Source organism: Brenneria corticis, assembly GCF_003115855.1.
GTDB classification, from domain to species: Bacteria; Pseudomonadota; Gammaproteobacteria; order Enterobacterales; family Enterobacteriaceae; genus Brenneria; species Brenneria corticis.
Genome location: NZ_KZ819083.1, coordinates 131,051 through 157,077, shown reverse-complemented (window position 1 = coordinate 157,077; position 26,027 = coordinate 131,051). Strand labels below are relative to the sequence as shown.

Here is a 26,027-nt window from a genome sequence, read left to right as displayed (position 1 = left end):
GGGTGGTGTTATGTCATTCAAGGATCAACTGATTGATTCATTAGGATCCTTTGCCAATAAATTTAATAGCCTGCGCTATATTATGGCAATTAAGGCATCCTTTATTACGCTGATGCCGGTGATTATCGTCGGCGCTTTTTCCGTGCTGATTTCCAACATGGTGCTCGATCCTAAAAACGGTCTGGCAAGTTTTGCCATGTTTTCGTTTTTAGCGGAATTAAAGCCGATCATGAGCGGCATTAACTACGCCACGCTGAGCTTTCTGACCATCGGCGCGGTATTTCTGATCGGTATTGAACTGGGACGGATTAACGGTTCGCGCAGTCTGTTTCCCGGTCTGCTGGCGGTGATTTGCTTTATCGCCGTGACGCCCACTACTATCGAAATGGCGGTGGACGGCGAGATGCAGGTGGTCAAAGACGTGCTGGCCAAACAGTTCTCCGATACCAAGAGCCTGTTTCTAGGCATGTTTATCGCCATTCTATCGGTAGAAATGTACACCCAACTGGAGCGGGTGGAATGGTTGCGCATTAAAATGCCGGACAGCGTACCGCCTAACGTTTCCGCCTCGTTCTCGGCGCTGTTCCCGTCGATCATTACCGTGGTCGCCATCGCCACTTTCGGCTTTGTCTTCCATCGCATCACCGGGATGTATCTGTATGACGCGGTGTATCAGGTGGTGCAACAACCGCTGGAATCAGTGGTGCAGAGCTTGCCCGGCTTGCTGGTGCTGATGTTTGTCGCGCAGCTGTTCTGGGTGATCGGCATTCACGGCAATCAGATGATTAAACCAATTCGCGAACCGCTGCTGCTGGGGGCGATTGCCGTCAATATGACCGCCTTTGAACAGGGGCTGGAGATCCCGAACATCATTACCATGCCGTTCTGGGATGTGTATATGAGCATCGGTGGTTCCGGGTTGACCATCGGCCTGCTGCTGGCGGTGATGATTGCCTCAAAACGCAAAGAGATGAAAGAGATCGCCAAAATTTCCTTCGGTCCCTGCGTGTTCAATATCAATGAGCCGGTTATTTTTGGCATGCCAATTATGCTCAATCCGATTCTGGCCATTCCTTTCATTATCACTCCGCTGGTGACCGGAACCATCGGTTATTTCGCCACCAGTATGGGATTTGCCGGCAAAGCGGTGGTGATGGTGCCGTGGACCACGCCGCCGATTGTCAACGCCTGGCTGTCCACCGCCGGTTCGATGGGGGCGGTGGCGACGCAGATTGTGTGCATCATCGTCGCCACCCTGATTTACCTGCCGTTTGTCAAAGTGGCTTCCCGTCGCGCCGATCTGGTACAACTCGAAGCGGAAAAACTGGCCGCGGCAGAAAAAACCACAGACGATAAGAGAGGTCGGTCATGAGCAACGTTTCATTAACCATTCCGCCCGATTTTATTTTGGGCGCCGCCGCTTCCGCCTGGCAGACCGAAGGGTGGGGCGGTAAAAAAGAGGGGCAAGATTCCTATCTGGATCTCTGGTACAAACAGGATCGCCAAGTGTGGCACAACGGTTACGGTCCGGCAAAAGCCACGGATTTTTTTAACCGCTATCGCGAAGATGTGGCCCTGATGAAGCAGGCCGGGCTGACGCATTTCCGCACTTCGATCAACTGGTCGCGCTTTATGCTGGACTATGAAAAAGGGATCGTGGACGAGGAATACGCCGCCTATGTCGATAATCTGCTGGATGAGCTGCATCGGCAGGGGATTGAACCCATGCTCTGTCTGGAGCATTACGAATTGCCGGCCTATCTGCTGGAAAAGTATCAGGGATGGACGTCGAAGCAGGTGGTGGAGTGGTTTGTGCAGTATGCCGAAGCCGTTTTTGCCCGCTATGCGGGCAAGGTGAAGCGCTGGTTTACCTTTAATGAACCGATTGTGGTGCAAACCCGGGTTTATCTGGACGCGCTACGTTACCCTTATGAACAGAACACCCACGCCTGGATGCAGTGGAACCATCATAAGAATCTGGCGACGGCCAAGGTGGTACGGCTATTCCGCCAACAAGGGTATCACCGGGACGGCGGTACGATAGGCGTAATCCTCAATCCGGAAGTGACCTATCCGCGTTCCAGTGTGGCGCACGATGTCGAGGCCGCGCGTCTGTATGACCTGTTTTATAACCGCGTTTTCCTCGATCCGATGCTGAAAGGGGAATATCCGGCGGAGCTGATTGAGTTATTGGCGCAACATCAGGTCCAGTGGGATTACACGGCGCAGGAACTGGCGATTATTCGTGACAACACCGTGGATGAAGTGGGGATCAACCTGTACTACCCCCACCGGGTCAAAGCCCCCAGCCGCGAGTGGAATAAGACCACCCCTTTCCACCCGGCGTATTATTACGAGCACTTTGAATTACCGGGCCGCAGGATGAATAAATCACGCGGCTGGGAAATCAACCCCAGAATCATCTACGACATGGCGCAGCGCATGACGCGGGAATATAACAATATGCCGTGGTTTGTCGCCGAAAACGGTATGGGCGTGGAAGATGAAGCCCGGTTCAAAGATGGCGGCGGGGTGATTCAGGATGATTACCGCATCGCCTTCGTGGCCGAACATTTGTACTGGACGCTGAAAGCCAGAGAGGAAGGGGCGAATTGTCAGGGATATATGCTGTGGGCCTTTACCGACAACGTTTCACCAATGAACGCGTTTAAAAACCGCTATGGCCTGATCGAGATCGACCTGGAGCAGGATCGGCTGCGGCGACCGAAAAAATCCGCCGGGTGGTTCCGCCGGCTAAGCGAAACGAGAACGCTGGAACTCACGCTGGACGATGAGGATAAATAGCGCGCTGTGTCACCAGAAAACCCGGGATATCACCATAAAAATGAGGTGCGGTTATGAAACGAATTGTACTGGCTTGTTCCGCTGGCATGTCCACTTCGCTGGTGGTGACCAAAATGGAACGGGAGGCGACGGCCCGCGGGCTTGATTTCAAGATTTATGCCATTGCGGAACAAGAGCTGCGCGATGAGCTTCAGGAGCACGGCAATGAGATCATTGCCGTGCTCCTGGGGCCGCAAGTGCGGTTTAAACTGAGTGAAAACAAAAAACTGACGGACGGTTATCACATCCCTATCGCAGTTATCGACTCTGTCGCCTATGGCACATTAAATGGGGGAAAAGTGCTCGATCAGGCGTTGAGTTTGGTAGACTAGGCGCATCAGACGTGGGCGATTAACATCGGGCGATGGCCGGCTAATAGGGTGAAAGCGTGGCGAAGGATGTGGTTCTACAAGACAAAAAGCAATATCAGGAAATAGGCGGCGATCTGCGGGAAAAAATTCGGTCAGGAGAATATCCCGTGGGATCGCGTCTTCCTCCTGAGCGGAATATTGCGGAAACCTATGGCGTCAGCCGGACCATTGTCCGTGAGGCGCTGCTGATGCTGGAGCTGGAAGGCACGGTGGATATTCGTCAGGGTTCCGGCGTGTACGTACTGCGCATCCCCGATGAGAACGACGCCGCGCGCAGTGAGAAATCCCATATCGGCGCGTTTGAAATGCTTCAGGCGCGGCAGTTGCTGGAAAGCAATATCGCCGCCTTCGCCGCCCGTATGGCCACCCGCGCGGACATCGAGAACCTGCGGCGGACGCTGGAGCAGGAACAAACGGCGATTGTGGGAAAAGACTATCGGGGCGACTACGATAAAATGTTCCATCTGCAAATCGCCGGGGCGACGCAAAATCAGATGCTGCTGGATACGGTCAGCCACATTTGGGCGTGCCGCGACGATAACGCCCTGTGGCAACAGCTCTATACCCATGTGGGCACACATGGCTACCGCCTGAAGTGGCTGGCGGATCATCAGGCCATTCTTGCCGCGCTACGCCGCCGGGATATTTCCGGCGCCTATCAGACGATGTGGCAACATCTGGAAAACGTCAAAAATACGCTGATGGAAATTTCCGACGCGGACGCGCCGGAGTTTGATGGCTACCTGTTCGACTCCGTGCCCATCTTCCAGGGCAAGCCGGTGTAAAAATGGAAAATTGCCGCGGTGCTTACAGGATACGGCAGAATTTTACAGTTCGTTGCACTTCTGGTAGATCTCTTTCGATTACACACTGGTGTACCCGGCGCGCTATCTTTAGAGTATCAAGTCCCAGAGGTATTGATTGGTGATAAATCGATGTGCTCTGTACATTGAACCATTTGATTACACCAACCTACGCGGATGCGTAGGTTTTTTTTGTCTGTAATTTAAGCTGAATTCATCAACCCAGCACCTGCTTTTCGCTCAGGAAATCAATAAATACCCGCACTTTCGGCAGCATATGACGGCTGCTCGGCCAGACGACGGAGAATTTTCCCGCGTCTTTCAGATAGGGCGCCAGTACCGATACCAGTTCCCCGGATGCCAGATAGTCCCGCACGATAAACTCCGGCACATAGGCAATGCCCAGCCCCTGCAACGCCGCCTGCAATAGCGATTCCAGATTGTTGCTGCTGAGCGCCAGCGGTAATGCCACCGGCGAGGTATCGTCGATATCCCACTCTTGCCATTGGCCGTTATTGGGAAAGCGGTAACGCAGGCAGGCGTGCTGTTGCAGCGCTTGCGGGGTCTGCGGGGGCGGGCGGTCGGCAAAATAGGCCGGACTGCCGACAATGACGAAGCGAAACGGCCCCAGCCGGCGTGACATCATTTGCGAACTGATAAGCTCGCCGCTGCGGATCGCAATATCAAAACCCTCATTAATCATATCCACCATGCGGTCGCTGAAATCGAGATCCAGTTCCACCTCGGGATAACGTTGCCGGAATTCAGGCAAATGAGGCAGCAGCATGCGGTAGCCAATCGCCGGGGCGGTGATGCGCAATTTGCCGCGCGGCACGGCGGAGATCCGCACCAGCTCCTGCTCGGCCTCCTCCAGTTGCGCCACGATATGTTGGCAGCGCTCGAAGAACAGCTGGCCTTCATCGGTCAGGCTGATGCGCCGGGTACTGCGATTGAACAAACGCACGTTGAGTTTTTCTTCCAGCCGCGCCACGCTTTTGCCGACCGCCGATGCGGAAATGCCTATCCGTTCGGCGGCGGCGACAAAGCTCTGACTCTGCGCCGCGCGCACAAACGCCACTAATCCGTTGAGACTATCCATCGCACTATCTTCCTTCCGCCTATTAGAGCTATTTAGTCCGCAATGAACGGAAATGAAGCCTGTTTTTGTTTAATTGAAGACATTTTATCATCTTTAGCACGAATTACTTTTCAGGGGAAAGCGATGAAGTCTTTATCTATCCGTGCGACGGGCAGCCTCCGCGTGTTGTTCACCGTGTGTCTGGCGTCGGTGATCCTGCCGCTCAATTTTGTCGGCGGCGCGGTGGCGACATCGGCAATCGCCCGTGAACTGGGTGGCGGCGCTCAGGCGCTGAGCTGGATCACCAACGCCTTTATGCTCAGTTTCGGCTGTACCCTGATGGCGGCCGGCGCGCTGGCGGATGAATTCGGCAGGAAGAAGGTGTTTATCGGCGGGGTGGCGCTGTTCGCGCTGTTTTCCTTATTGCAGGCGCTAAGCGGTAGCCTGATCGGGATTAACCTGTTGCGCGCGGCGCAGGGCATTGCCGCCGCCGCGGCATTGGCCGGGGGCTCCGCGGCGCTGGCTCAGGAGTTTACGGGACACTCGAGGACTCGGGCTTTCAGCCTGCTCGGCAGCAGCTTTGGCATCGGCCTGGCGTTCGGGCCGTTTCTTGCCGGGACGCTGATCGCCCATTGGGGCTGGCGTTCGGTGTTTTTTTTCATCGCGGCCGTCGCCCTGCTTTCCCTGCTGACCGGCACGTCAAAAATGCGTGAAACGCGCAATCCGCAGGCAACGGGAATCGACTGGCCGGGAACGCTGTCGTTTACCGCCATGCTGGCGCTGCTGACCTGGGCGCTGATGGCTATTCCGCAATACGGCCTGCGCAGCGCGCTGGTATCGTCGCTGTTGGCGAGCGCGGCGCTGTTGCTGGCGGTGTTTATCCGCGTGGAGCTGCGGGTGGCGCACCCGATGCTTGAGCTGTCGCTGTTTCGCTTCCCGCGTTTTATCGGCGTACAGGCGCTGCCGCTGGCCACCGGTTTTTGCTTCGTGGTGCTGCTGGTGCTGTTGCCGATGCTGTTTATCGGCGTGGTCGGTTTGAGCGAAGAGCGCGCCGGGCTGATGATGATGGCGCTATCGCTGCCCATGCTGATCGTTCCGCTGCTGGCGGGATGGCTGACGCGATGGATAGCGCCGGGGAAACTGTGCACCGCCGGGCTGGTGATTGCCGCCGGCGGTCTTGGCTGGCTGAGTCAGGCGGTGCTGGCGCAGGACGTGCCGGGGATGATTGCGCCGATGCTGGTGATTGGCGTCGGCACAGGTCTGCCGTGGGGACTGATGGACGGACTGTCGATCGGCGTAGTGCCGATTGAACGGGCGGGGATGGCGAGCGGCATTTTCAGCACCACGCGGGTGGCCGGTGAAGGACTGGCGCTGGCGACGGTCGGGGCGATGCTCGCCGCGTTTATCCATACGGCGCTGCTGGCCTCCGACGCCGTCGGGGATGTCGGCGAGGCGGCGCAGCGGCTGGCAACGGGAGACCTGTCGCGGGCGCAGCGTCTCCTGCCGCACTCCAGCGCGACGCAGCTTCAGCAACTTTATGCCGCCTCGTTTCATCCGTTGCTGTTATGGCTGATGGCGATCACGCTGCTTTCCGCGCTGGCGGTTTTTTTCGCCCTGCGCCGTGGTGAAGCGCATCCGGATAGGTCCGCTGCGCAGCGCGAAAGGGAACGGGGATAAATAGCGCATTGTCTTCTACTATACTGGGCTAAGATATTTTGATACCGGGCGTATTTTGGTTACAGTGGCCCACCGTTCTGCTTTTCGCAGTCCATAGCCTTTATCTGTCTATTGGGAGAAGACATGATTTATACCCTGTTACGCTGGGTGTTCAGACGACTGTACCGCATCCGGATTGAAGGCGACAGCCGCCATTTTCAGCAGTCCAAGTTATTGATTACCCCTAACCATGTCTCCTTTCTCGACGGCGCGCTGCTGGCGCTGTTTTTACCCATCAAACCGGTATTTGGGGTCTATTCCACCATTTCGGACCGCTGGTTTATGCGCTGGCTGAAACCCTATATTGATTTCGTGCCGCTGGACCCGACCAAGCCGCTCGCCATCAAGGGGCTGATTAGGTTGATTGAGCGGGGGCAGCCGGTGGTGGTGTTTCCCGAAGGGCGCATCACCGTGACGGGATCGCTGATGAAAATCTACAGCGGGGCGGCGTTTGTGGCGGCGAAATCCGGCGCGACCATTGTTCCCGTAAGGCTGGACGGCGCGGAGTTTACCCCGTTCGGTCGGCTGTCCGGGGTGTTCAAGCGCCGCTGGTTCCCGCAGATCACGATAAAATATCTGCCGCCCACCACGCTGCCGATGCCGGAGGCGAACAGCGCCAGAGAACGCCGTATTCTGGCGGGCGAACATTTGCATCGAATTATGATGCACGCCAGGATGGCGACGCGGCCGCGGCACACGCTGTATCAGGCTTTTCTCGCCGCGCGCACCCGCTACGGACGGCGTTCCCCTTGTATTTCGGATATTTCGTTTAAAGAAGACAGCTATCAGGGGGTGCTGAAAAAATCGCTGGGCGTCGCGCGGATTTTGCAGCGTTTTACCCGTGAAGATGAGCACGTCGGCCTGCTGCTGCCCAACGCCACCGTCACCGCGGCGGCGATCCTCGGGGCGTCGCTGCGCAACCGGGTGCCGGCGATGTTGAACTACACGGCGGGGGCGAAAGGGCTGCAAAGCGCCATGAAAGCCGCCGGCATCCACACCATCGTCACCTCGCGCCAGTTTCTGGAAAAAGGCAAGCTGACCGACCTGCCGCAGCAGGTCGGCGGGGCCAACTGGGTCTATCTGGAAGATTTAAAAGATACCGTCACCCTGGCGGATAAGCTGTGGATCCTGTTTCATCTGCTATTCCCCGCCAGGGCGATGCTGATGCAGCAGGCGGACGATGCGGCGATGATCCTGTTTACTTCCGGCTCCGAGGGAAGTCCGAAAGGCGTGGTGCATTCCCACGACAGCCTGCTGGCGAACGTCGAACAGATTCGCACCGTGGCGGACTTCACGCCGCGCGACCGTTTTATGTCCGCGCTGCCGCTGTTCCATGCCTTCGGCCTGACAGTCGGGCTGCTGACCCCGCTGATCACCGGGGCCAGGGTATTCCTCTATCCCAGTCCGCTGCATTACCGCATCGTGCCAGAGCTGGTGTACGACCAGAACTGTACCGTGCTGTTCGGCACCTCCACCTTTCTGGGCCACTACGCGCGCTTTGCCCATCCTTATGATTTCGCCCGTTTACGCTATGTGGTGGCCGGGGCGGAGAAGCTATCGGAAACCACGCGTCAGGCCTGGCAGGATAAATTCGGCATCCGCATTCTGGAAGGCTACGGGGTGACGGAGTGCGCGCCGGTGGTGGCGATCAACGTGCCGATGGCGGCGAAAATCCATACCGTCGGACGTCTGCTGCCGGAAATGGAATCGCGGCTGATTACGGTGCCGGGCATCGAGCGGGGCGGACGCCTGCAACTGCGCGGGCCGAATATCATGAAAGGCTACCTGCGCGTCGAGCATCCCGGCGTGCTGGAAACGCCGGCGGCGGAAAACGCGCAGGGCGAAATCGAAGCGGGCTGGTATGACACCGGCGATATCGTCGAACTGGATGAAACCGGCTTCTGCACCATCGTCGGCCGGGTCAAACGCTTCGCCAAACTCGCCGGCGAGATGGTGTCGCTGGAAAGCGTGGAGCAACTGGCATTGGCGGTTTCCCCGCAGGCTCAGCACGCCGCCAGCGCCCGCAGCGACAGCAGCAAAGGCGAGGCGCTGGTGCTGTTTACCACCGACGGCCAGCTAACCCGTGAACGGCTGTCGGCGCAGGCGCGCAGCAGCGGCGTGCCGGAACTGGCGGTGCCGCGCGATATTCGGCATGTGAAGGCATTGCCGTTACTCGGCAGCGGCAAGCCCGATTTTGTCACGCTGCGTGAAATGGCGGAGCAGGCGGAATGAATCAGACCTTGCCACAGACTACCCCGCTGCTGTCGCGCAGTATGAGCGCGGTGATTATCGCGCAGTTTTTCTCGGCGTTTGGCGACAATGCGCTGCTGTTCGCCACGCTGGCGCTGATTAAACAGCTGGTCTATCCCGAATGGAGTCAGCCGTTTTTACAAATGGGCTTCGTTGCCGCCTATATCGTGCTGGCGCCGTTTGTCGGGCAGGTGGCGGACAGCTTCGCCAAAGGCCGGGTGATGATGTTCGCCAACATCCTGAAGCTGGCCGGGGCGCTGCTTATCTGCTTCGGCGGCAATCCGTTTCTCGGCTATACGCTGGTGGGCGTGGGGGCGGCGGCGTACTCGCCCGCCAAGTACGGCATTCTGGGGGAGATAACCCACGGCGACCAGTTGGTGAAAGCCAACGGCCTGATGGAAGCCTCGACCATCGCGGCGATCCTCACCGGGTCGGTGGCCGGGGGCGTACTGGCGGACTGGAATCTGTTCGCCGCGCTGGCCGTCTGTGCGGCGGCCTACGGCGTGGCGCTGGGCGCCAATATGCTGATCCCGCGGCTCGGCGCGGCGCGGCCCGGTCAGTCCTGGCATCCCGCCCGGATGGCGCGCGGCTTCTTTTCCGCCTGTCGCGTACTCTGGCGCGATGGCGAAACCCGTTTTTCCCTGCTCGGCACCAGCCTGTTCTGGGGCGCGGGAGTGACGCTGCGTTTTCTGCTGGTGCTGTGGGTGCCGCTGGCGCTCGGCATCACCGATAACGCCACGCCGACGCTGCTCAATGCGATGGTGGCGGTGGGCATTGTGTTCGGAGCCGGGGCGGCGGCCAAACTGATTACGCTGAAAACGGTACAGCGCTGCTTGCCGGCGGGAGTGCTGATTGGCGTGGTGGTGGTGATTTTCACGCTGCAACAGAGCCTGTTCAGCGCCTATGCGCTGCTGATTCTGCTCGGCGCGCTGGGGGGATTCTTTATCGTGCCGCTGAATGCGCTGCTGCAGGAGCGGGGAAAGGCCAGCGTCGGCGCCGGCAACGCCATCGCCGTGCAGAACCTGGGGGAGAACGCCGCCATGCTGCTGATGCTGGGGCTCTATTCGCTGGTGGTTAAACTGGGCGTATCGGTTATCACCATCGGCATTGGCTTCGGCGTATTATTCGCCTGCGCCATTGGTCTATTGTGGCTATGGCTGATTTACGCGAAACGGCGGGAGCAGTGAGTTTCACCCCACCCCGACCCTTCGCAGGGGAGGGAGTTTGGCTCCTCCCCCTGACAAGGGCTGTCTCTTAGTCACAAATCCAAGGAACCTCTAGAGGCCATGTGTATTCTGGTCTTGGATCTTGGTTTTTTGCTTTTGGTCGGCGTAAAAAATTATGCTGAGGAATGGGAGGTCTCCCGAATGAGCCGCATGGACGCGGCGAAAGCCAGTGCCGCGCCGGGAGCGCGTCAATGGCGGTTCGACAGGAGACCTCCGATTCCGAAGGCACCGCGAAGCGGCATAATTTCAGCCGGAAGCCAGGGTTCTCAGGGCTGCGGCGCTTGAGCGTCCTGAGTCGGGCGCGTGCTACGACGTGGCATAAAAATACCATTCTTTTCGCGCACGAAATAACACTGAGCTTACATATACCGTTAACAGTAAATGTGACTAAGAGACAGCCCTGACAAGGGGGAGGGGCGGGGTGGGGTAATTAATGGTAATGTTTCGAACTTTGCCAGCAATCTGACGGCATGAGCCGTTAGGATAAGTGAATGCATTGTAATGATGACAGGATAGAGGCGGATATGGATCTGATATGGCATGACTGGCATGTTGCCGATCTGAACGTTTATTCACTCCATGACATTCTGGCGCTGCGCAATCAGGTTTTTATCGTGGAGCAGCGCTGTCCGTATCAGGATATCGACGGCCGGGATCTGGCGGACGGCAGTCGCCATATCGCCGCCTATCGCCACGGCGGCATCGTGGCCTATGCGCGCCTGCTGGCGCCGCATCCGGGCAACGATGTGGTCACCATCGGACGGGTGATTGTTGCGCCCGACGCCAGAAGGCTGCATTTGGGACATCTGCTGATGGAGCATGTGCTGATCGGCTGCGCCCGCCACTGGCCGCAAAAGCATCTGTTTCTCTCCGCCCAGGCGCACTTGCAGGATTTTTATGCCGCCTTCGGTTTTGTCGCCACCGGCGAGGCGTACGACGAAGACGGCATTCCTCATATTGATATGCGCAATATTATTTTATAGGCGACGTGTCCCCTGTCTTATTGCAACCCGAATCCCGAGAAATAGAGCGGCACTGGCGAATCGTGCGGCACATCGCCGCGCTGTTGCTCCACCGCCGTCATTGAGGAGGGCAGTTCGAACGGCAGCCGGGCGGTATAGGCTCTGTCGCTGAGTAGCGAGCGCAGCAGCACCTCGTCGCTGACGCCGAAATTCCCCAGCAGCACGGCGGCCTTATCCTCGATCGCGGTCAGGATCGCCGGCCGGTCGAGGTAGACGGTCACCACTGTGGGTACGTGACGGGCCGCGGCGAGGATCGCCCGGTACTGCGGGTCGTCCGGCTTGAAGTCCAGCGCGCCCTCGTGGTACATGGCGCCGAAGAAGAAGTTCCTGTGCGGCTGCTCGTAAGGGGCGTTGACGCGCACGATCGCCACCTCCGCCTGTTCCGGGCGCTCGACCAGCGTCAGGCCGGCGCTCTGCGCCGCCTTGCGGCTCATCCCCCAGACATAAACCTTCGCGCCCGGTTTTATCGGCAGCACGCCGTCCCGCTTCTTCAACAGCACCAGCGAGTCGTACTGCGCCCGATCCGCCTGCCGCTGCGCGTCTCTATTGTTCAGCACCCGCTCCGCCCGCTGCGGATCGACAAACGGCGCCTCGAACTGCCCCAGAAGGAACTTCTGTTCCAGGATACGCAGCACCGAACTATCGATGCGCGCCTCCTTCAACTTACCCTCGCGCACGGCCTGCACGATGAGCGATGAGTCGTCCACGCCGCCGAACTGATCCACCCCGGCCTCGATGGCCTTGACGAAGCGCTCCGCCACCGACAGGTGTTCCACGCCCCAGGGGATACCGATATCCACGCCGGGATTTTCACCGGGCGGATAGCCCGTTATACAGGTGCCGACGCAGTCGGCGGTGATCAGCCAGTCGCTGACGATCACCCCGCGGAAGCCGTACTCTCCGCGCAACACGTTCTGCAGCAGGAATTGGTTGAAGCCTGCTCCCACCTGCTCAATGGACGTGCCCTTATAGACCGCGTCCTTCAGGATGGGGTAGGTCGGCATCACTCCGGCGACCCCGGACTCGAACGCCCCGGTGAAGGGATAGATATGCTCCTCCAGCGCCTGCGAGTCTTTAAACGGCGCATATCTGCCGTAGTAGTGGTGGCCGTCGAATCCTTTGTCTGACGCGCCATACCCGATCCAATGTTTCACCACCGAGCTGACGCTGGCGCTGTTCAGCCCTCCGGTGCCGTTCTGCATCCCGGCGACGTAGCCCCGCACCATTTTCTTTACCAGTTCCTTATTGTCGCCAAAGGTGCCGTCGATGCGCGACCAGCGCGGTTCCGTAGCCAGATCCGCCATCGGCGACAGCGCCTGGGTGATGCCGACGGAGCGGTACTCCTGGCGGATGAGGTCGGCGTAATGCCGGATCAGCTCCTCGTTGCCGATGGCGGCCATTCCCGGCGGCGCCGGCCACTGGGAGAAACCGGCGGGCGACGGCGCGGCGTCCATGGCATAGCTATAGGTATTGCGCGGATCGACGCTGATGGTCAGCGGGATCCCCAGGCGGGAGGCTTCGGCGATCTCCTGCAACAAATTATTCTGCCGGGCGAACTCTGCGGGAGCGGACTCGTTCAGGCGGGTAATGAGGCTGTTCACCTGCTTGTTCACCACCAGCCGACGGTTGGCATCCAGATCGTAGGCGGCGCCGCGGCCGATGGGATCCCCGACGGACGACGCCGAAGCGTGCATCATCATGCCGGCCTTTTCCGGCAGCGTCATGCGAGACAGCAGATCCTGCGCCCGCTCTTGCGCCGGCAGGCGCCAGTCCTCGTAGGGCTGCAGTTCGGCATCGCGGTTCAGATCGCGGAACTGTAGTCCGTCCCGCTCGATGATTTTTCCCGCGTGCCAGGTCAGTACCGGTTGCGTCGCCGCGACCGGAACGGCGCAGCACAGCATCCCTAACGACAACATTGTGTTCTTCATATACCCGTCCTTTGTCCGATAAACGATAAAGAAATTCCCGGGAGCGATTTTTAACGTCGCATCACGACGGCCCGAAGGGGGCGGGCAGGACGCCCGCCATAAAAAAACACCGGGAGTGTTTTTCAACGTTGCGTAGCAACGGCCCGAAGGGGGGCGGGCAGGACGCCCGCCATAAAAAAACACCGGGAGTGTTTTTCAACGTTGCGTAGCAACGGCCCGAAGGGGGGCGGGCAGGACGCCCGCCATAAAAAAACACCGGGAGTGTTTTTCAACGTTGCGTAGCAACGGCCCGAAGGGGGGCGGGCAGGACGCCCGCCATAAAAAAACACCGGGAGTGTTTTTCAACGTTGCGTAGCAACGGCCCGAAGGGGGGCGGGCAGGACGCCCGCCATAAAAAAAACCTAAACGCCGCGACGCATCATTCCCCGCAAGGGTAGCGATACGTCGAGAGGTTTAGGTTTTGCCTGTATAACCCGTCATACTTCAAGTTGCATGTGCGTTGGCTGCGCTTAGTCACCCGAATCACTTACTTGAGTAAGCTCATCGGGATTAAATGAGAGACATCCTGTCTCTCACCGGAGGCCAGCCGTTGGCTGGTCAAATTCGTTCCCGACGAATTTGTCCTTCGCTTGCCGCCTTCCTGCAACTCGAATTATTTAGGGTATAAACAGTCACAATCCTGACGCCGTCCGATGCGAACGGCCTGAGTGACTATAGCAATCTGGGAAGGGAAAACCGTGAACGCATTCACGATCCGTCCCGTGCCTTGTCCTATTGAGCCGCCCGCCTAAAAGGCGTTCTTCCACAGGCCGTGCCGGTTGCAATACGCATAGGCGGTAAAGCCGCGCTTGCAGTTGAATTTGCACCGGCTGCCCTTGCATATCGTGCGGTCGCAATAGACGTAGGCATCTTTTTCGGCGAGTGAAAAGATGGCCGCGGGCTTATCGCCCGGCGCGATAAATTTGATTTGTCCGCCCTGGAACGTATAGAGGTAAATCCATTCCAGATGGTGCTCGTTATCCATCGGATGCGGCGGCATACCGACGGTGACGGACAAGGCGTTGGATTCAAAACCGCCGGACACCACCATGGCGGGCAGATGTTGGTCGGCCTCGTCGTCGGTCGGCGAACGCGGCGTTAACTCGCTCATCGCTTCGCCGCAGCAGGTGAGGGATAACGCGCCATCCCCGGCGAATTGCTGTACCACCAGCCGGCGGCAGCGGGCGCAACGATAAAAGAGCGGCGCGGCGGCGGAGAACGTCGGTTTCGTGCTGTTTCTGATCCGGGTTGAGGTTTTATGTCCGGCGCCGGGTCTTCCCGTATTTTTGTTTCCGGATAACATCAACATCCCTCCGCTATGTTGCAACAAAGGGAGGAAACGTAATGATGTTTCCCGTCGGATTGCTGCTATCATCCAGTCCGAGACGTTGAGTAATGTCCCGCCGCAGCAGGTATTTTTTGGTCTTGCCCGAGGCGGTGCGCGGCAAACGATCGACGATCACCACATGCTCGGGGTATTTATATTTGGCCACGCGTTTTCGGCTGAAAAACGCAATGACGTCATCCAGAGTCAGCGTGCGATAGGGGTGTTGCAATACCACATAGGCGCAGGCGCGTTCCCCCAGTCGTTCGTCCGGCATGGCGACCACCGCGGCTTCCCTGACCCGGGGGTGTTGCAGCAGAATTTCTTCCAGCTCCAGGCTGCTGATTTTTTCCCCGCCGCGAATAATCAGATCTTTCTTCCTGCCGGTGATCTTGATATAGCCTTCCTTATCCATGCGACACAGGTCGCCGCTATAGTACCAGCCCTCTTCGTCCAGCGCGTCGGCCGTTAATTCCGGCTCATCCAGATACCCCATAAAAACGTTTGGCCCGCGGGAGGCCTCTTCGCCTTCTTCTCCGCACGGCACCGGCTGCCGGGCCTTATCGACGACTTTAATTTCGACGCCGGGCGTGGCGGCCCCGTCGGTATTAATGATGCGCGACCGCGGCGCATCGGGTTTTACCATGGTGTGAGGGGCGCTTTCCGTTGCGCCGTAGACGCTGAAAACCGGGATCCCCGCCTGCAGGCACTCTTTGATGATTTTTTTCGGTATCGCCGTGCCGCCGCAGAGGAAAAAGCGCAGCGAAGACAAATCGTAGCGCTGCTTTTGCAGGACGCACAATATGTCATACAGAAAGGGCGTCGCGGCCATAATGCAGGTGCATTTCTCCCGCTCCAGCAGCGTCAGACATTGCGACGGGTTGAAGATATCAAGCAGGACGCTGCGGGCGCCGATAAGAAAAGGCGCGGTAACGCCATGCAAAAAACCGGTGGCGTGCGCCAGCGGGGCGGGCATCAGAATCCTATCCAGCCAGGTCAGATTCAGCGTGGCGTAGAAGGCGCGCTCGCTGGCGAGGATATTATTGTGCGTCAGCATAACCCCTTTGGGAAACCCTTCGGTGCCGGAGGTAAATAACACGGCGGCCAGGCTGTCGCCCTGGGTCGGAATAGGCTGTTCCAGCGCCGGCGAATCCCGCAGGATCCGGCTTAATGACGGCTCTGACGTCGCGGGCGCCAGCTTATCGACGGCAATCACCTGCCGCAGGTAAGGCAATTGGGCGCGCAGCGGAGCGATGACGGACGTCGGTTCGGCGTTTTTAAAACGCGTCGGCATAAATAACAGACGCGCCCGGCATTTGTTGAGTATCCAGGTGAGTTCTGATTCGCGGTAAGCGGGAAGCAGCGGAACGGATACCGCCCCGACTTTCAGACAGGCCAGATAAATCATCGTGAACTCGCACCAGCCGGGGAGTTGAAACGCCACTCTGTCGGCGGGCCGGATGCCCGCGGCGAGCAGATAAGAGGCCAGGCGCGCCGCCGCGTTATCCAGTTGCGCATAGGTGTAGCTCGCGCCGTGGTTATCGATGACGGCGCATTTTTCCGGCGCGGCGATGGCCGTCATATGCCAATAATCCGCCAGCGACGCATCGCCCCAATACCCCATTTCCCGATACAGCGTTCTGCGCGCCGCATTAAATTTGATTGTGATGCTCATTGGTATTCCCCGGTTATGGGTTATATGCCGCCGCAGTATTCTGTTTTTTCATATACATCGCCGGCGTCCCAGGCAGTAACGGCAGTCAGCCAAAACGGTATTCGATGCCGAACGTGCCCTGCGGGTATTCCCATTTCTCCAGGATGGTATCGCCGCACAGCACCCGGCAGGTGCCGCACTCCAGGCAGCCGGCGTAGTCGAATTGGATATTGCCTTCGGCGTCCTGTTTATACAGACCGGCGGGACAGGCGATAACCAGTTTTCTGAATTGAACCGGGTCGGGCGCGTCAACCAGCAGGATATGCGGATTGCTTTCATCCACCCGGAACTTATTGACCCCCAGCTTGATCTCGACATTGACCTCGCTCATAGCGCGCGTACTCCGTTGAACCCGTCTTTTAGTAGATTGATCAGGCCGACCTGCCTGCCGCGCGACCAGATTTTTGCCGCAACGGATCGGCTCGCTTGACCGTCGATAACAAATAAATCGGACATCAGGTCGGCGGCCATACGCGGGTATTGGTTGAATAGACGCGGGTTTTCCATCAGGGCGGGCAGCTTGCGGTAGCGCTGCATATCCTGCAACACGAAGCTCTGCTCCAACTGCCGGCTGTAGCCCATCAAACCGTCGGCGCTGAAATCTTGCGTCTGTTTTGCCTCGATAGCGGTGATGGCGGCCGCTTCCGCCGAGGCGATAGCCAGATCCATACCGCGCACGGTATAGCCCAGATTCAGGCAGAGACCGGCGGCATCGCCGACGATCATTACGCCATTGCCGACCATCCGGGGCAGCATCGCCATCCCGCCCTCCGGCACCATATGCGCCGAATATTCCTGTAATGTTCCTCCCTGAATAAGCGGCCGGATGGTGGGATGGCGCTTAAAATCCTCCAGCATCTGCGGCACGCTTTTGCGCGCCTTTTCGATATCCCCCAGCCCGCAAACCAGCCCGAGAGAAAGCGTGTCGCGGTTGGTATAAAGAAAACCGCCGCCCAACAGCCCGTCCGACGGCGAGCCGGCGAACAGCCAGGCCGCTCCTTCTCCGGGGGGCAGGTTAAAGCGATCTTCCAACTGCGACTGCGGCAGCGAGATCAGTTCCTTAACGCCGACCGCGAAGTGGTGCGGCGAGGGGGGCGCAACCAGGCCGATGTCGCGGCCAAGCAGGGAATTAACGCCATCGGCCAGAATGACGATATTGGCCGCCAGCGTATCCTCGCCCGCCTGTACGCCGGTAACCCTGTCGCCCTCTTTAAGCAGGGCGTCGACCCGGACGCCGGCAATAAACTGCGCGCCAGCGGCTTCCGCTTTTTCCATCAGCCAGGGGTCAAACTCGCCGCGCAACACCGTATAGGAGTTTTGCTGGGGCTGGTCTGGCTGCTCGGTATGAAAGTCCAGCGTGACGGCGCTTTCTTCGGTTAAAAATGAAATTTTTTCCCGGGTGACTTTCCTTTCCAGCGGCGCTTCCTGCGCAAAGCCGGGCATGATTTTTTCCAGACTGTGAGCATAAAGACGCCCGCCGGTCATGTTTTTACTGCCGGCCGCGTTGCCGCGTTCTATCACCAGAACATCCAGCCCGGCTTTGGCCATCACGTAACCGGCGATGCATCCGGCGACGCCCGCCCCGACCACGATGGCATCGAATTTTTCTTCCGACATGCTTTCAGCTCCCAGGTCCGCGTCCGTTTTATGTGGGCGGACCGTTTATTATTAGCGACTTAGCTGTTCGATCAGGGCGGGCACGACCTTGTAGATATCCCCCACCAGGCCATAGTCGGCGTACTGAAAAATAGGGGCGTTTTTGTCTTTGTTGACGGCGACGATGGTTTTGGCGCCGTTGCCGCCGACCATATGCTGGATCTGCCCGGAAATGCCCAACGCCAGATAAAGATCGGATTTCAGCAATACGCCGGACACGCCGATATAGCGCTCGCGCTCCATCCAGTGTTCGCCTTCGGCGATCGGCCGCGAGCAGCCCACCTCGGCCTGAAGAAGCGCCGCCAACTCCTGCACCATGCGCAGATCGTCCTGCGCCACCAGACCCCGGCCGATGCCCACCACGCGTTTGGCTTTACTCAGATCCACGCTGCTGGCGGGTTTTCCCCGGCGTTCCTGGCAAACGATTTCTCGTCGGGGCGTGATGTAGTCCGTTTGTATCACCTGGCAGGGGCGCGGCGCGCTTTCCGGCTGCGGTTCGAATACGCCGGGAGCCAGCGTGACGACGGCAATCGGGGTATTGATTTTTTCCCGGCCGAAGGCCAGACCGCCGTACATGCGGTGTTCGGCATAGATAGCGTCGTCTTTCACGCTCAGGGCGGTGGCGTCGTTAACCAGCGCGGCATCGAGCTGGATACTCAGTCTGGCCGCCAGCGCTTTGCCGCGTTTGGTCGCCGCCAGCAGGATCAGCGTGGCGGTCTGCGCATTGGCTTGCTCAACCTGATGCTTTATCGCGGCGGCAATGGTTTCCGCGTAATTTTCTATCCGCTGTAAAGGCGACGGTTCGGCCAGCCGATAGAGCGTATCCGCCCCCTGTCGCTGAATATGTTCGACGCTGTCGGCGTTAGTCGCCAGCGCCGTCACCCGTTCTCCCAGCTGACGTGCGCCGGCCAGCAGTTCGGCATAGCGATCGTTCTTGTCGCTGAACACCCATACGTTGGTCAGTTTGCTCATGATGTTGTCCTCTTAGTTCAGCGCGTTACTCAGATAGTCGGCCAGTTGGCTGACGCTTTCGGGTGAGTCATCTTCAATGATGATGTGTTTACGCTCGGTCTGAGCCGGGGCAAAGACGCTGACCAGTTCGCTGTGCGGGGAGGAGGGCGTCCAGCCGATGTCGTCCGGGCGCCATGGCGTCACCGGCTTTTTCCCCGCGCCCAAAATGGCTTTCATCGAGGGGATCTTCGGCACGTTGATATCGGAGGTGACGCACAGCACGGCTGGCAGGGGGATGTCCAGCACTTCCACTTCATCTTCCAGGGTGCGTTCAACCAGGACGCGGTTATCGACAAGCTGGATATTACTGACCGCATTGACGGTGGGAAGCTGCAGCAGTTCGCCGACCAGCAGCCCGATCTGCTGGGCGTACAGGTCGCCGGAACCTTCGCCGAACAGCAGCAGATCGAAACCGATCTTGCCGGCGGCGGCGGACAGCGCCTGCGCGGTATCGTAAGGCAGGGCGCGTTCCAGACGTTCGTCCTGCACCAGATAAAGCTCGTCGGGGCCGCGCGACAAGAGATCCTTGCGGACTTTGGAATTTTCCAGCAGTTTGCCGCCGGCGCTGAGCGCGATGATACGATCGCCGTCGCCGGCGATCTGAACCGCCGCTTCCAGCGCATTCAGATCAAACTGGCTGATCTTGGTGCCGGCGCGATCGAAGTTCAGCGTTCTCTCAGCCGTGATCACAATGTCCTGTTCTTCAGGCACCAGCTTGCAACAGGTGATGATTTTCATTGTTCCCCCTATCTGCTCTCATACTGTTTCAGGATCTGCCGGCCGGCGATATACACCATGATTTCATCGGTACCGCCGGTAATGCGGTTGACGCGGATATCGCGCCAGAAACGAGAAATCCGGCTATCGTCGGTGTAGCCCAGTCCCCCCAGGATTTGTAGAGCATCATCAACCACTTCTCCCGCCGCCTGCGTACAATAGACTTTGCACATCGGTGAAGACGCGCGCAGCGGCAATCCGTTGTCGCACTCCCAGGCTACGCGGTAGACAAAGTTCTTCATATTCTGAATCTTGATGGCCATCTGAGTGAGTTTGAGCTGGAGCATCTGGAACTGACCGATGGGTTTACCGAACTGAACGCGCTGGTTGGCGTAGCGGGCGGCATCCTCAAAAGCGCACTCGGCAACGCCGAGGGAGTGTGCGGCGATAACCAGCCGTTCAATTTCAAAGTTTTCCATCATATGAATAAAGCCGTAGCCTTCGCGGCCTACCATCGCGCTCTCTTCCAGCTCAACGTTGTCGAGGAAAACTTCGCAATTGCTGACCATATGCCAGCCGACCTTATGTAGATCGTTGCATTTAACTCCTGGTGAATGAGGATCGAGCCACCATAGGGTAAAGCAGTGTTTGGCGTCTTCCGGCTGTGGATTGCGGGCCAGTACCAGCATATAAGGAAAGTCTTTTGCGCCGGTGATAAAGGTTTTTTGTCCGTTCAGGTAGACCTTGCCGTTTTTTCGCGTATAGGTGGTGGCGATGCGATTGTTATCGGACCCGGCCTGCGGTTCGGTAAAGGCCAGTGAATAGGCGGGGAGCCCGCTCAGACTTGTTTCTGCGGTTTTCTGCAACTGCTCCGGGCTGCCGAAACGCTGCATATTATGCATACACAGTCCTCCGGTCATGTTATAGGCCGGCGCACCTAGGCGTCCAACCTCTTCTATCGCCAGTACCTGAGTTAGCATATCCGCCGGCACACCGCCGAACTCCTCAGGGATGCCCAGCAGACCGATTCCGCTTTCGGCTAAAGCAACAAAAAATTTACGGGGAAATTCGTGCGACTCATCGCAGGTTTTAAAATATTCCTCGGGAAAATCGCGGTTAATTAATTCACGGATGCTTGCCAGTAACAGTTCTTGTTCTTCCGTTAATTTAAAATCCATATGTCCCCCTATTGATTGTTTTATTGCCGGCCTGGAAGTCCATAACGCCTCCTCGTTAGTAAGTGGCAATCACCGCTGGTTATATATTGGCAAGTTTGGCTTGATTACGTTGTGCACCGAAAAATATTAAACGTCACTGACGGAAAGTTATTATTGCCTCCGCCAAGCCGCGCTTACCCTTATCAGGGTATATTTATAAGACACTGTCAGCATAGGGCAATTATCGTGGATTAAACATTGACAATTAAAACCATTAATAGGACAAATTGGACATTGCTATTATTTGTGAGGTTGTCATGATTTTATTTCTTACTGTGAATTTTATCAGAAGGTGATTATATTAACTTAATATTGATCTATCTCTCAAGTCAAGAAATTCTGTTAATTTATTAATATGTTTATTGATTGTTGGGTTAGGTTGTAATGCTTTGTTTTTAATGGGTAATAAATAAATTATATTGTTCTTTATTGTATTGGGGCGTTTTATCCAACTATTTGTCGCAAATGTCAATTTTAAAACCCAATGCAATATTCTTATAATGCTCCATCATCTGCATAACCGGATACTATTTTTAAAAGACTCTATCAGCGGTTACGCGTTTTTTTAACAAAACCTTATGGTAATAGGAATTTAAAATGCGTCACCCATTATTTTAACCCCATGACAAACAGAGGTTAGTATATGGCCATACTATCAGAAAAAGAATTGGAAACCCTGAAACAAAAAATCCGTAAAGTGACCGAGACCGAGCTTGAAGAATTACAGGAGGAGGCGGAAAGAACCAACGTATTTCCTGATGCCTATTATGATGTCATCGTTAAAAATGATCTGGTTCGGCTGAGCCTTCCCGAAGAGTATGGTGGTCTGGGACTTAACTGCGAGCAGTTTTTTGCCGTTATGGAAGAATTCAGCCGTGGTCCGGGCGGCATGCGCATGAACCTGCATTGTGCCAACGGTCTTAGCTGGCGTATTTTGCGCGATCACGGCCCGGAAGATTTGAAAGCGCAGTGGTTACCGCGGCTGGCCGACGAAAGGGATTTTTATATCCTCTTCGCACTGACTGAAGCAGACAGCGGCTCTGGTGCCGATATCCGCACCACTGCAATCAGAAAAGGCGACAAGTATATTTTGAATGGAACCAAGACACTGATTTCTCATACCGACATTGCCAAAGCCGCTTATGTCATTGCCGTAACCGACGAAACAAAACGTAAGAAAGGCGGTTTGACGGCGTTTATCGTTGATACCAATACGCCAGGTTACTATACCGATCCGATGCCGCATATGATGGGGTGCCGCGGTGCCGGCCATGCTGACTTACGTTTCGAAAATTGTGAGGTGCCAGCCCACAATATTCTGGGTAAGGAGGGCGATGGGCTGGATATCTTCATGGAAGCGCTGGCGCATTCGCGCGCCATGGTTGCTGTCACTTGCCTCGGTTTGTCACAGCGTTTCCTTGAACTGGCCATCAAACGAGCCGAAGACCGGGTAACATTTGGTAAGCCTCTCATCGCCCGGCAGGCGATACAGCAAACTATTGCCGATATGGGAACTCAGGTACATGCGCTACGCCTGATGCTACAGGATTGCGCCAGGAAGTTTGACCGTGGTGAAAGCATCGAAATGGTGTCGTCGATGTGTAAGCTCCACGGCATCGATACTGTGCGCACCGTATCGGATAGCTGTCTGGAAATCTTCGGCGGTATTGGTTATTTCGAAGACAACCCCTATGGTCCGGTGGAAAGAATGTATCGAGATGCCAGAGCGCTGTGGTTCGAGGAAGGTCCACGTACCGTACAACGCCTGACCATTGCGCGTCCCCTGATTGCTAGCGGCGGTGTGATTGTTTAATGCATTGCATCGTATAACCCGGGAGGAATGGTTACACCGAATGGTGCGGTCATTCCTTTTTTAGCAGGGAACCGCCGAATGGTGCGTAAGTGGCTCGCCGGTCGCGGTACATAATATGGGCAGGTGAAGAGGGTGAAGTAAACAGCAATGCATGGCTGAATATTCACATCGGCCATGCGCCCACAGTCGTAACAGAGGAGAACGTGAAAATGTCTAATATAGGACTGGAAGGCATTAAGGTTGTGGATCTGACTGCTTATGTCGCGGGTCCTGCATGCCCGCGAATTCTGGGGGAGATGGGGGCTACGGTTTATAAGATAGAACCTTTCACTGGCGACGAACAGCGTACCCAGGGCGCGAGTTGGGGCATGAATCACAAGACCAAGTTTGATGATGCCGCGTTTGACATGAGTTCTATGAACAAGAAGTGGCTCAGTATCAATCTGAAAAGCCCGGGCGGTAAGGCTCTCATCTACAAGCTCATCGGTGATTCGGATATTGTTATTACCAGTTTTCGGGATGGCGCGCTTAAACGGCTGGGTCTGGACTACGAAACCTTGAGCGAGAAGTTTCCTCACATCGTATGGGGGCAGATGAGGGGCTACGGAGAAAGAGGGCCGGAACGAGACGCTAAAGGTTTTGACGCCACGTCATATTCTGCCCGCGGCGGATTGGTGATGTCCTTCCCCCAGGCAAATGAACACTTTGAGCCGGGTAATGCCCCTATTGCGATTGGCGACTGGAATGCGTGCGTAGCATTGACCGCCGGGGTACTTGCTGCACTGGTAAGAAGACTAAAAAGCGGCAAAGGCGACAAGGTTGTCGTTAATCTTTACCATTGCGCAGTCTGGGCCATGACCTCCGCCGTCGTTGCCCGTCAGCAGGGCGCTGAGTATCCAAAAGATCGGAAGAATGCTCCTTGCCCCACGAATAATTCATATAAAAGCAGGGATGGCATTTGGTTCATCATTTGCTTCGGCAACTATAACAAGTACTTCGAGCTCGTCATGACCACCATGGGTTTGGATCACCTGGTCGGTAACAAAGATTATGACACGCTGGAGGTTATCGGTGAAACCGGGGCATATAGGCAGGTTATCAAGTGGATGGAAGAAGCCTTTGCGACACAGGACTTTTCCTACTGGGAGAAGTTGTTCAAAGAAAGGGATATTCCGTTCCAGAAGTGCTTTACCGTGGACGATATTCTTGAAGACCAGGAAGCTTTTGACAACGACATACTCAGGAAAATCCATTACGACGCCCTCGGTGAATATACCATCACGACCACCCCGATCCGTATTAAGAGCGTGGGCGATCCTGTGCTCTACAGGTCCAGGCCTATAGGTTATGACACGCGCGAAGTTATGCGTGAGTATGGTTACTCTGATGGGCAGATTGACACAATGGCTACCGACGACCAGGTGTTGTGCTATTCCGAAGAACCTGCACCGGAGAGCGTACTCAGTCCGAGTTATGGCATCGATTCCATCAAACGCTAATATTCCTGCCGTCCGGTTAAGAAAAGTAATGTCCTGAAAAATGATTTCTTCTTAATGGATTATTTCGTAAAAGCTTGTTAAACCGATACAGATATTAACCATTTAATGGAAATGGCTGTTTTTGCGAATAAATCTATAGGCAGTATTATTGTTAAATATAATTATGTGAAGGGAAGGGATAAAAACGGTCCCCCAATAATAATATCTATGGGGAATGTTATTGCGGAAATATCAATTAATTTAATGAATGTGAATTTTGGGGTTTTCTGAGTGTTTATTTCAAAAACATGGGGAAAATAATTATGACTTCAAAAATAGGAAATAAAAGATGGAAGATTATTAGTCTGTTGACTCTTTGCTACTTGGTTTTGTATATGGACAGATCCTGCATATCAATGGCTGGTCCAGAGATGATAAGGTACTTTGATTGGAGTGCGACACAATTTGGTTTGGTTTCGACAGCGTTTTTTATCGGCTATGTTTGTACTCAGATTCCGGGTGGATGGCTGGCAGACCGGTTTGGCGGCGGAAAGATAGTTGTAATCGGTGCCTTATGGTGGTCTGTATTTGTATTTCTTACTCCTTTTGGCGCAACAATGGGTTTGATGTTGTTCATACGTGTTGCAATGGGAATGGGCGAGGGGGTTTCTTTGCCTGCGATGACCTCAATTATAGCGCAGTGGGTACCCAAAAAGGAATCAGGACTGGCACAAGGATTAAGTTTTATGGGCGTTGCCATAGGGATTGCTATTACCATGCCGCTGTCCGCCTGGATCATAAAAACCTGGAACTGGCAGACAGTGTTTTATTCTTTTGCCTTCTTAGCTATTATTTGGGTTTTTCTTTGGTGGAAATATGGAAAAAATAAACCGGAGCAACATCCTACAATAACCGAAGAGGAAATAAAATATATTAGATCAGGCCAGGGGAATTTGCCGAAAAGAGGGAATCAATCAGTGATCTTAACCTCGAAAGATATCTTTTCAACTCCATCCGTGTGGACCGGCGCCATTTCTTTTTTTTGTACCCATTATCTTTTTTATTTATTTATGACATGGCTGCCGACTTATTTTGTCAAAGGTCGAGGCTTAGATTTAAGCACCAGCGCCATATATACCATGATGCCCTACATCGTTGCGACATTCACATATCCAATTGGCGGCTGGTTGGCCGATCGGGCTGCTGATAAATTGGGCGATAATATGGGGCGAAAGTTATTTCCTTTTCTTGGGATGATAGGCGCAGGTGTCTTATTGATATTCGGTTCAAAAGCCGACAGCGTTTTGGCCGCTGTTACTTTGTTATCGGCATCCAACGGGGTGTTATGTCTGACGATGGGGGGATACTACTCCATGCCGATCATTTTTTCTCCCAATAATGCCGGCAAGATCGTTGGTCTTTATGCCACCTGCGCCACAATTGGCGGCATTACGGCTCCATTTCTTAGCGGTGTTGTCGTGGATGCCTATGGCTATGCGTACGCTTTGTATCTGGGGGCGGCGATTTCCATTCTGGGGGCGATAATTTTATTGACTAGCCAGGTTAAACCGATTTTACCTAAAGTGGTACAGAGCCAGATTGATTGAATTTTGAATATGGCGAATTGCGAGGCGACTTTTCAGTATTCGCTTTTATCCTTTCTCCGTTGTGTGATGCCCATTGCGAAACCAGGCAACCAGGGCAGTGGAATCATTGAACGGCCAAATCGTGTTCTGAGTATCCGACGGACGCGGAAATAACCTGAAATATTCTGATTATCTCCGCGTCTGGTTAGCACTTGCTGAACGTTAAAATTCATT

General features: G+C 55.8%; 20 protein-coding genes. 11 read left to right on the top strand and 9 right to left on the bottom strand.

The features are described 5' to 3' along the window. Nucleotides 1–10: 10 nt before the first annotated feature. From DDT56_RS15115 to DDT56_RS15100, 4 genes are read left to right on the top strand one after another with little or no spacing between them, the layout of a single operon-like run. Nucleotides 11–1,372, top strand: coding sequence for a PTS sugar transporter subunit IIC (locus DDT56_RS15115; RefSeq protein WP_136167260.1), 1,362 nt, complete (start codon nucleotides 11–13; stop codon nucleotides 1,370–1,372). Beyond that, nucleotides 1,369–2,805: a glycoside hydrolase family 1 protein gene (locus tag DDT56_RS15110; RefSeq protein ID WP_136167259.1), complete on the top strand. Its 1,437-nt coding sequence runs from the start codon at nucleotides 1,369–1,371 to the stop codon at nucleotides 2,803–2,805. Before DDT56_RS15115 ends, DDT56_RS15110 begins: the two co-directional genes overlap by 4 nt. Nucleotides 2,806–2,858: 53 nt before the next feature. Continuing rightward, nucleotides 2,859–3,176: a PTS sugar transporter subunit IIB gene (locus tag DDT56_RS15105; RefSeq protein ID WP_136167258.1), complete on the top strand. Its 318-nt coding sequence runs from the start codon at nucleotides 2,859–2,861 to the stop codon at nucleotides 3,174–3,176. 56 nt (nucleotides 3,177–3,232) lie between these two features. After that, nucleotides 3,233–4,000, top strand: coding sequence for an FCD domain-containing protein (locus tag DDT56_RS15100; protein ID WP_136167257.1), 768 nt, complete (start codon nucleotides 3,233–3,235; stop codon nucleotides 3,998–4,000). A gap of 235 nt (nucleotides 4,001–4,235) precedes the next feature. On the opposite strand, the gene DDT56_RS15095 is transcribed toward DDT56_RS15100, so the two are convergent. Then, nucleotides 4,236–5,117: a LysR substrate-binding domain-containing protein gene (locus tag DDT56_RS15095; protein ID WP_136167256.1), complete on the bottom strand. Its 882-nt coding sequence runs from the start codon at nucleotides 5,115–5,117 to the stop codon at nucleotides 4,236–4,238. A gap of 123 nt (nucleotides 5,118–5,240) precedes the next feature. Between DDT56_RS15095 and DDT56_RS15090 the strand changes: the two genes are divergently transcribed. The 4 genes from DDT56_RS15090 to DDT56_RS15075 all read left to right on the top strand — a co-directional run bounded on the left by DDT56_RS15090 (nucleotide 5,241) and on the right by DDT56_RS15075 (nucleotide 11,271). Next, nucleotides 5,241–6,773: an MFS transporter gene (locus DDT56_RS15090; protein ID WP_136167255.1), complete on the top strand. Its 1,533-nt coding sequence runs from the start codon at nucleotides 5,241–5,243 to the stop codon at nucleotides 6,771–6,773. 123 nt (nucleotides 6,774–6,896) lie between these two features. Further along, nucleotides 6,897–9,044 carry a bifunctional acyl-ACP--phospholipid O-acyltransferase/long-chain-fatty-acid--ACP ligase gene (gene aas, locus DDT56_RS15085; protein WP_136167254.1) on the top strand — a complete coding sequence of 716 codons (2,148 nt, stop codon included), beginning with the start codon at nucleotides 6,897–6,899 and terminating at the stop codon, nucleotides 9,042–9,044. Beyond that, nucleotides 9,041–10,249, top strand: a complete 1,209-nt coding sequence (lplT, locus tag DDT56_RS15080; protein WP_136167253.1) for a lysophospholipid transporter LplT — start codon at nucleotides 9,041–9,043, stop codon at nucleotides 10,247–10,249. The genes aas and lplT overlap by 4 nt, the downstream gene beginning before the upstream one ends. Before the next feature lie 563 nt (nucleotides 10,250–10,812). Further along, complete coding sequence (locus tag DDT56_RS15075; protein WP_136167276.1) at nucleotides 10,813–11,271, top strand: GNAT family N-acetyltransferase; 459 nt, start codon at nucleotides 10,813–10,815, stop codon at nucleotides 11,269–11,271. Nucleotides 11,272–11,288: 17 nt separating this feature from the next. Here DDT56_RS15075 and DDT56_RS15070 read toward each other — a convergent pair whose 3' ends face one another. The 8 genes from DDT56_RS15070 to DDT56_RS15035 form a co-directional block, all read right to left on the bottom strand. Beyond that, nucleotides 11,289–13,238, bottom strand: a complete 1,950-nt coding sequence (locus DDT56_RS15070) for a glycoside hydrolase family 3 protein (protein ID WP_136167252.1) — start codon at nucleotides 13,236–13,238, stop codon at nucleotides 11,289–11,291. 787 nt (nucleotides 13,239–14,025) lie between these two features. After that, complete coding sequence (locus DDT56_RS15065; protein WP_246856789.1) at nucleotides 14,026–14,580, bottom strand: desulfoferrodoxin family protein; 555 nt, start codon at nucleotides 14,578–14,580, stop codon at nucleotides 14,026–14,028. 13 nt (nucleotides 14,581–14,593) lie between these two features. Beyond that, nucleotides 14,594–16,276 (bottom strand): medium-chain fatty-acid--CoA ligase, encoded by a 1,683-nt coding sequence (gene fadK / locus DDT56_RS15060; protein WP_136167250.1) that lies wholly within the window; start codon nucleotides 16,274–16,276, stop codon nucleotides 14,594–14,596. A gap of 85 nt (nucleotides 16,277–16,361) precedes the next feature. Further along, nucleotides 16,362–16,646: a ferredoxin family protein gene (locus tag DDT56_RS15055; protein ID WP_136167249.1), complete on the bottom strand. Its 285-nt coding sequence runs from the start codon at nucleotides 16,644–16,646 to the stop codon at nucleotides 16,362–16,364. Beyond that, a complete protein-coding gene (locus DDT56_RS15050) occupies nucleotides 16,643–17,932 on the bottom strand; it encodes an FAD-dependent oxidoreductase (protein ID WP_136167248.1) in 1,290 nt (429 codons plus the stop codon). Before DDT56_RS15050 ends, DDT56_RS15055 begins: the two co-directional genes overlap by 4 nt. 51 nt (nucleotides 17,933–17,983) lie before the next feature. After that, on the bottom strand, nucleotides 17,984–18,943 hold the full coding sequence (locus DDT56_RS15045; protein ID WP_136167247.1) for an electron transfer flavoprotein subunit alpha: 960 nt from the start codon (nucleotides 18,941–18,943) through the stop codon (nucleotides 17,984–17,986). Between the two features lie 12 nt (nucleotides 18,944–18,955). Further along, nucleotides 18,956–19,720: an electron transfer flavoprotein gene (locus DDT56_RS15040; RefSeq protein ID WP_136167246.1), complete on the bottom strand. Its 765-nt coding sequence runs from the start codon at nucleotides 19,718–19,720 to the stop codon at nucleotides 18,956–18,958. 8 nt (nucleotides 19,721–19,728) lie between these two features. Continuing rightward, nucleotides 19,729–20,877, bottom strand: a complete 1,149-nt coding sequence (locus DDT56_RS15035; protein WP_136167245.1) for an acyl-CoA dehydrogenase — start codon at nucleotides 20,875–20,877, stop codon at nucleotides 19,729–19,731. Between the two features lie 682 nt (nucleotides 20,878–21,559). On the opposite strand from DDT56_RS15035, the gene DDT56_RS15030 reads away from it, so the two are divergent. The 3 genes from DDT56_RS15030 (at nucleotide 21,560) to DDT56_RS15020 (ending at nucleotide 25,814) form a co-directional block, all read left to right on the top strand. Then, complete coding sequence (locus DDT56_RS15030; protein ID WP_136167244.1) at nucleotides 21,560–22,729, top strand: acyl-CoA dehydrogenase family protein; 1,170 nt, start codon at nucleotides 21,560–21,562, stop codon at nucleotides 22,727–22,729. Between the two features lie 209 nt (nucleotides 22,730–22,938). After that, the gene (locus tag DDT56_RS15025; protein WP_136167243.1) at nucleotides 22,939–24,228 is read left to right on the top strand and encodes a CaiB/BaiF CoA transferase family protein; all 1,290 of its coding nucleotides are present in this window, start codon (nucleotides 22,939–22,941) and stop codon (nucleotides 24,226–24,228) included. A 302-nt stretch (nucleotides 24,229–24,530) separates the two neighbouring features. Beyond that, nucleotides 24,531–25,814 (top strand): MFS transporter, encoded by a 1,284-nt coding sequence (locus DDT56_RS15020; RefSeq protein ID WP_136167242.1) that lies wholly within the window; start codon nucleotides 24,531–24,533, stop codon nucleotides 25,812–25,814. Nucleotides 25,815–26,027 lie beyond the last annotated feature (213 nt).

Bases quoted from the DNA above. Each gene is read 5' to 3' on its own strand.
- DDT56_RS15115 (WP_136167260.1), top strand. From the start codon at position 11: ATGTCATTCAAGGATCAACTGATTGATTCATTAGGATCCTTTGCCAAT.
- DDT56_RS15110 (WP_136167259.1), top strand. From the start codon at position 1,369: ATGAGCAACGTTTCATTAACCATTCCGCCCGATTTTATTTTGGGCGCC.
- DDT56_RS15105 (WP_136167258.1), top strand. From the start codon at position 2,859: ATGAAACGAATTGTACTGGCTTGTTCCGCTGGCATGTCCACTTCGCTG.
- DDT56_RS15095 (WP_136167256.1), bottom strand. From the start codon at position 5,117: ATGGATAGTCTCAACGGATTAGTGGCGTTTGTGCGCGCGGCGCAGAGT.
- DDT56_RS15090 (WP_136167255.1), top strand. From the start codon at position 5,241: ATGAAGTCTTTATCTATCCGTGCGACGGGCAGCCTCCGCGTGTTGTTC.
- aas (WP_136167254.1), top strand. From the start codon at position 6,897: ATGATTTATACCCTGTTACGCTGGGTGTTCAGACGACTGTACCGCATC.
- lplT (WP_136167253.1), top strand. From the start codon at position 9,041: ATGAATCAGACCTTGCCACAGACTACCCCGCTGCTGTCGCGCAGTATG.
- DDT56_RS15075 (WP_136167276.1), top strand. From the start codon at position 10,813: ATGGATCTGATATGGCATGACTGGCATGTTGCCGATCTGAACGTTTAT.
- DDT56_RS15070 (WP_136167252.1), bottom strand. From the start codon at position 13,238: ATGAAGAACACAATGTTGTCGTTAGGGATGCTGTGCTGCGCCGTTCCG.
- DDT56_RS15065 (WP_246856789.1), bottom strand. From the start codon at position 14,580: ATGTTATCCGGAAACAAAAATACGGGAAGACCCGGCGCCGGACATAAA.
- fadK (WP_136167250.1), bottom strand. From the start codon at position 16,276: ATGAGCATCACAATCAAATTTAATGCGGCGCGCAGAACGCTGTATCGG.
- DDT56_RS15055 (WP_136167249.1), bottom strand. From the start codon at position 16,646: ATGAGCGAGGTCAATGTCGAGATCAAGCTGGGGGTCAATAAGTTCCGG.
- DDT56_RS15050 (WP_136167248.1), bottom strand. From the start codon at position 17,932: ATGTCGGAAGAAAAATTCGATGCCATCGTGGTCGGGGCGGGCGTCGCC.
- DDT56_RS15045 (WP_136167247.1), bottom strand. From the start codon at position 18,943: ATGAGCAAACTGACCAACGTATGGGTGTTCAGCGACAAGAACGATCGC.
- DDT56_RS15040 (WP_136167246.1), bottom strand. From the start codon at position 19,720: ATGAAAATCATCACCTGTTGCAAGCTGGTGCCTGAAGAACAGGACATT.
- DDT56_RS15035 (WP_136167245.1), bottom strand. From the start codon at position 20,877: ATGGATTTTAAATTAACGGAAGAACAAGAACTGTTACTGGCAAGCATC.
- DDT56_RS15030 (WP_136167244.1), top strand. From the start codon at position 21,560: ATGGCCATACTATCAGAAAAAGAATTGGAAACCCTGAAACAAAAAATC.
- DDT56_RS15025 (WP_136167243.1), top strand. From the start codon at position 22,939: ATGTCTAATATAGGACTGGAAGGCATTAAGGTTGTGGATCTGACTGCT.
- DDT56_RS15020 (WP_136167242.1), top strand. From the start codon at position 24,531: ATGACTTCAAAAATAGGAAATAAAAGATGGAAGATTATTAGTCTGTTG.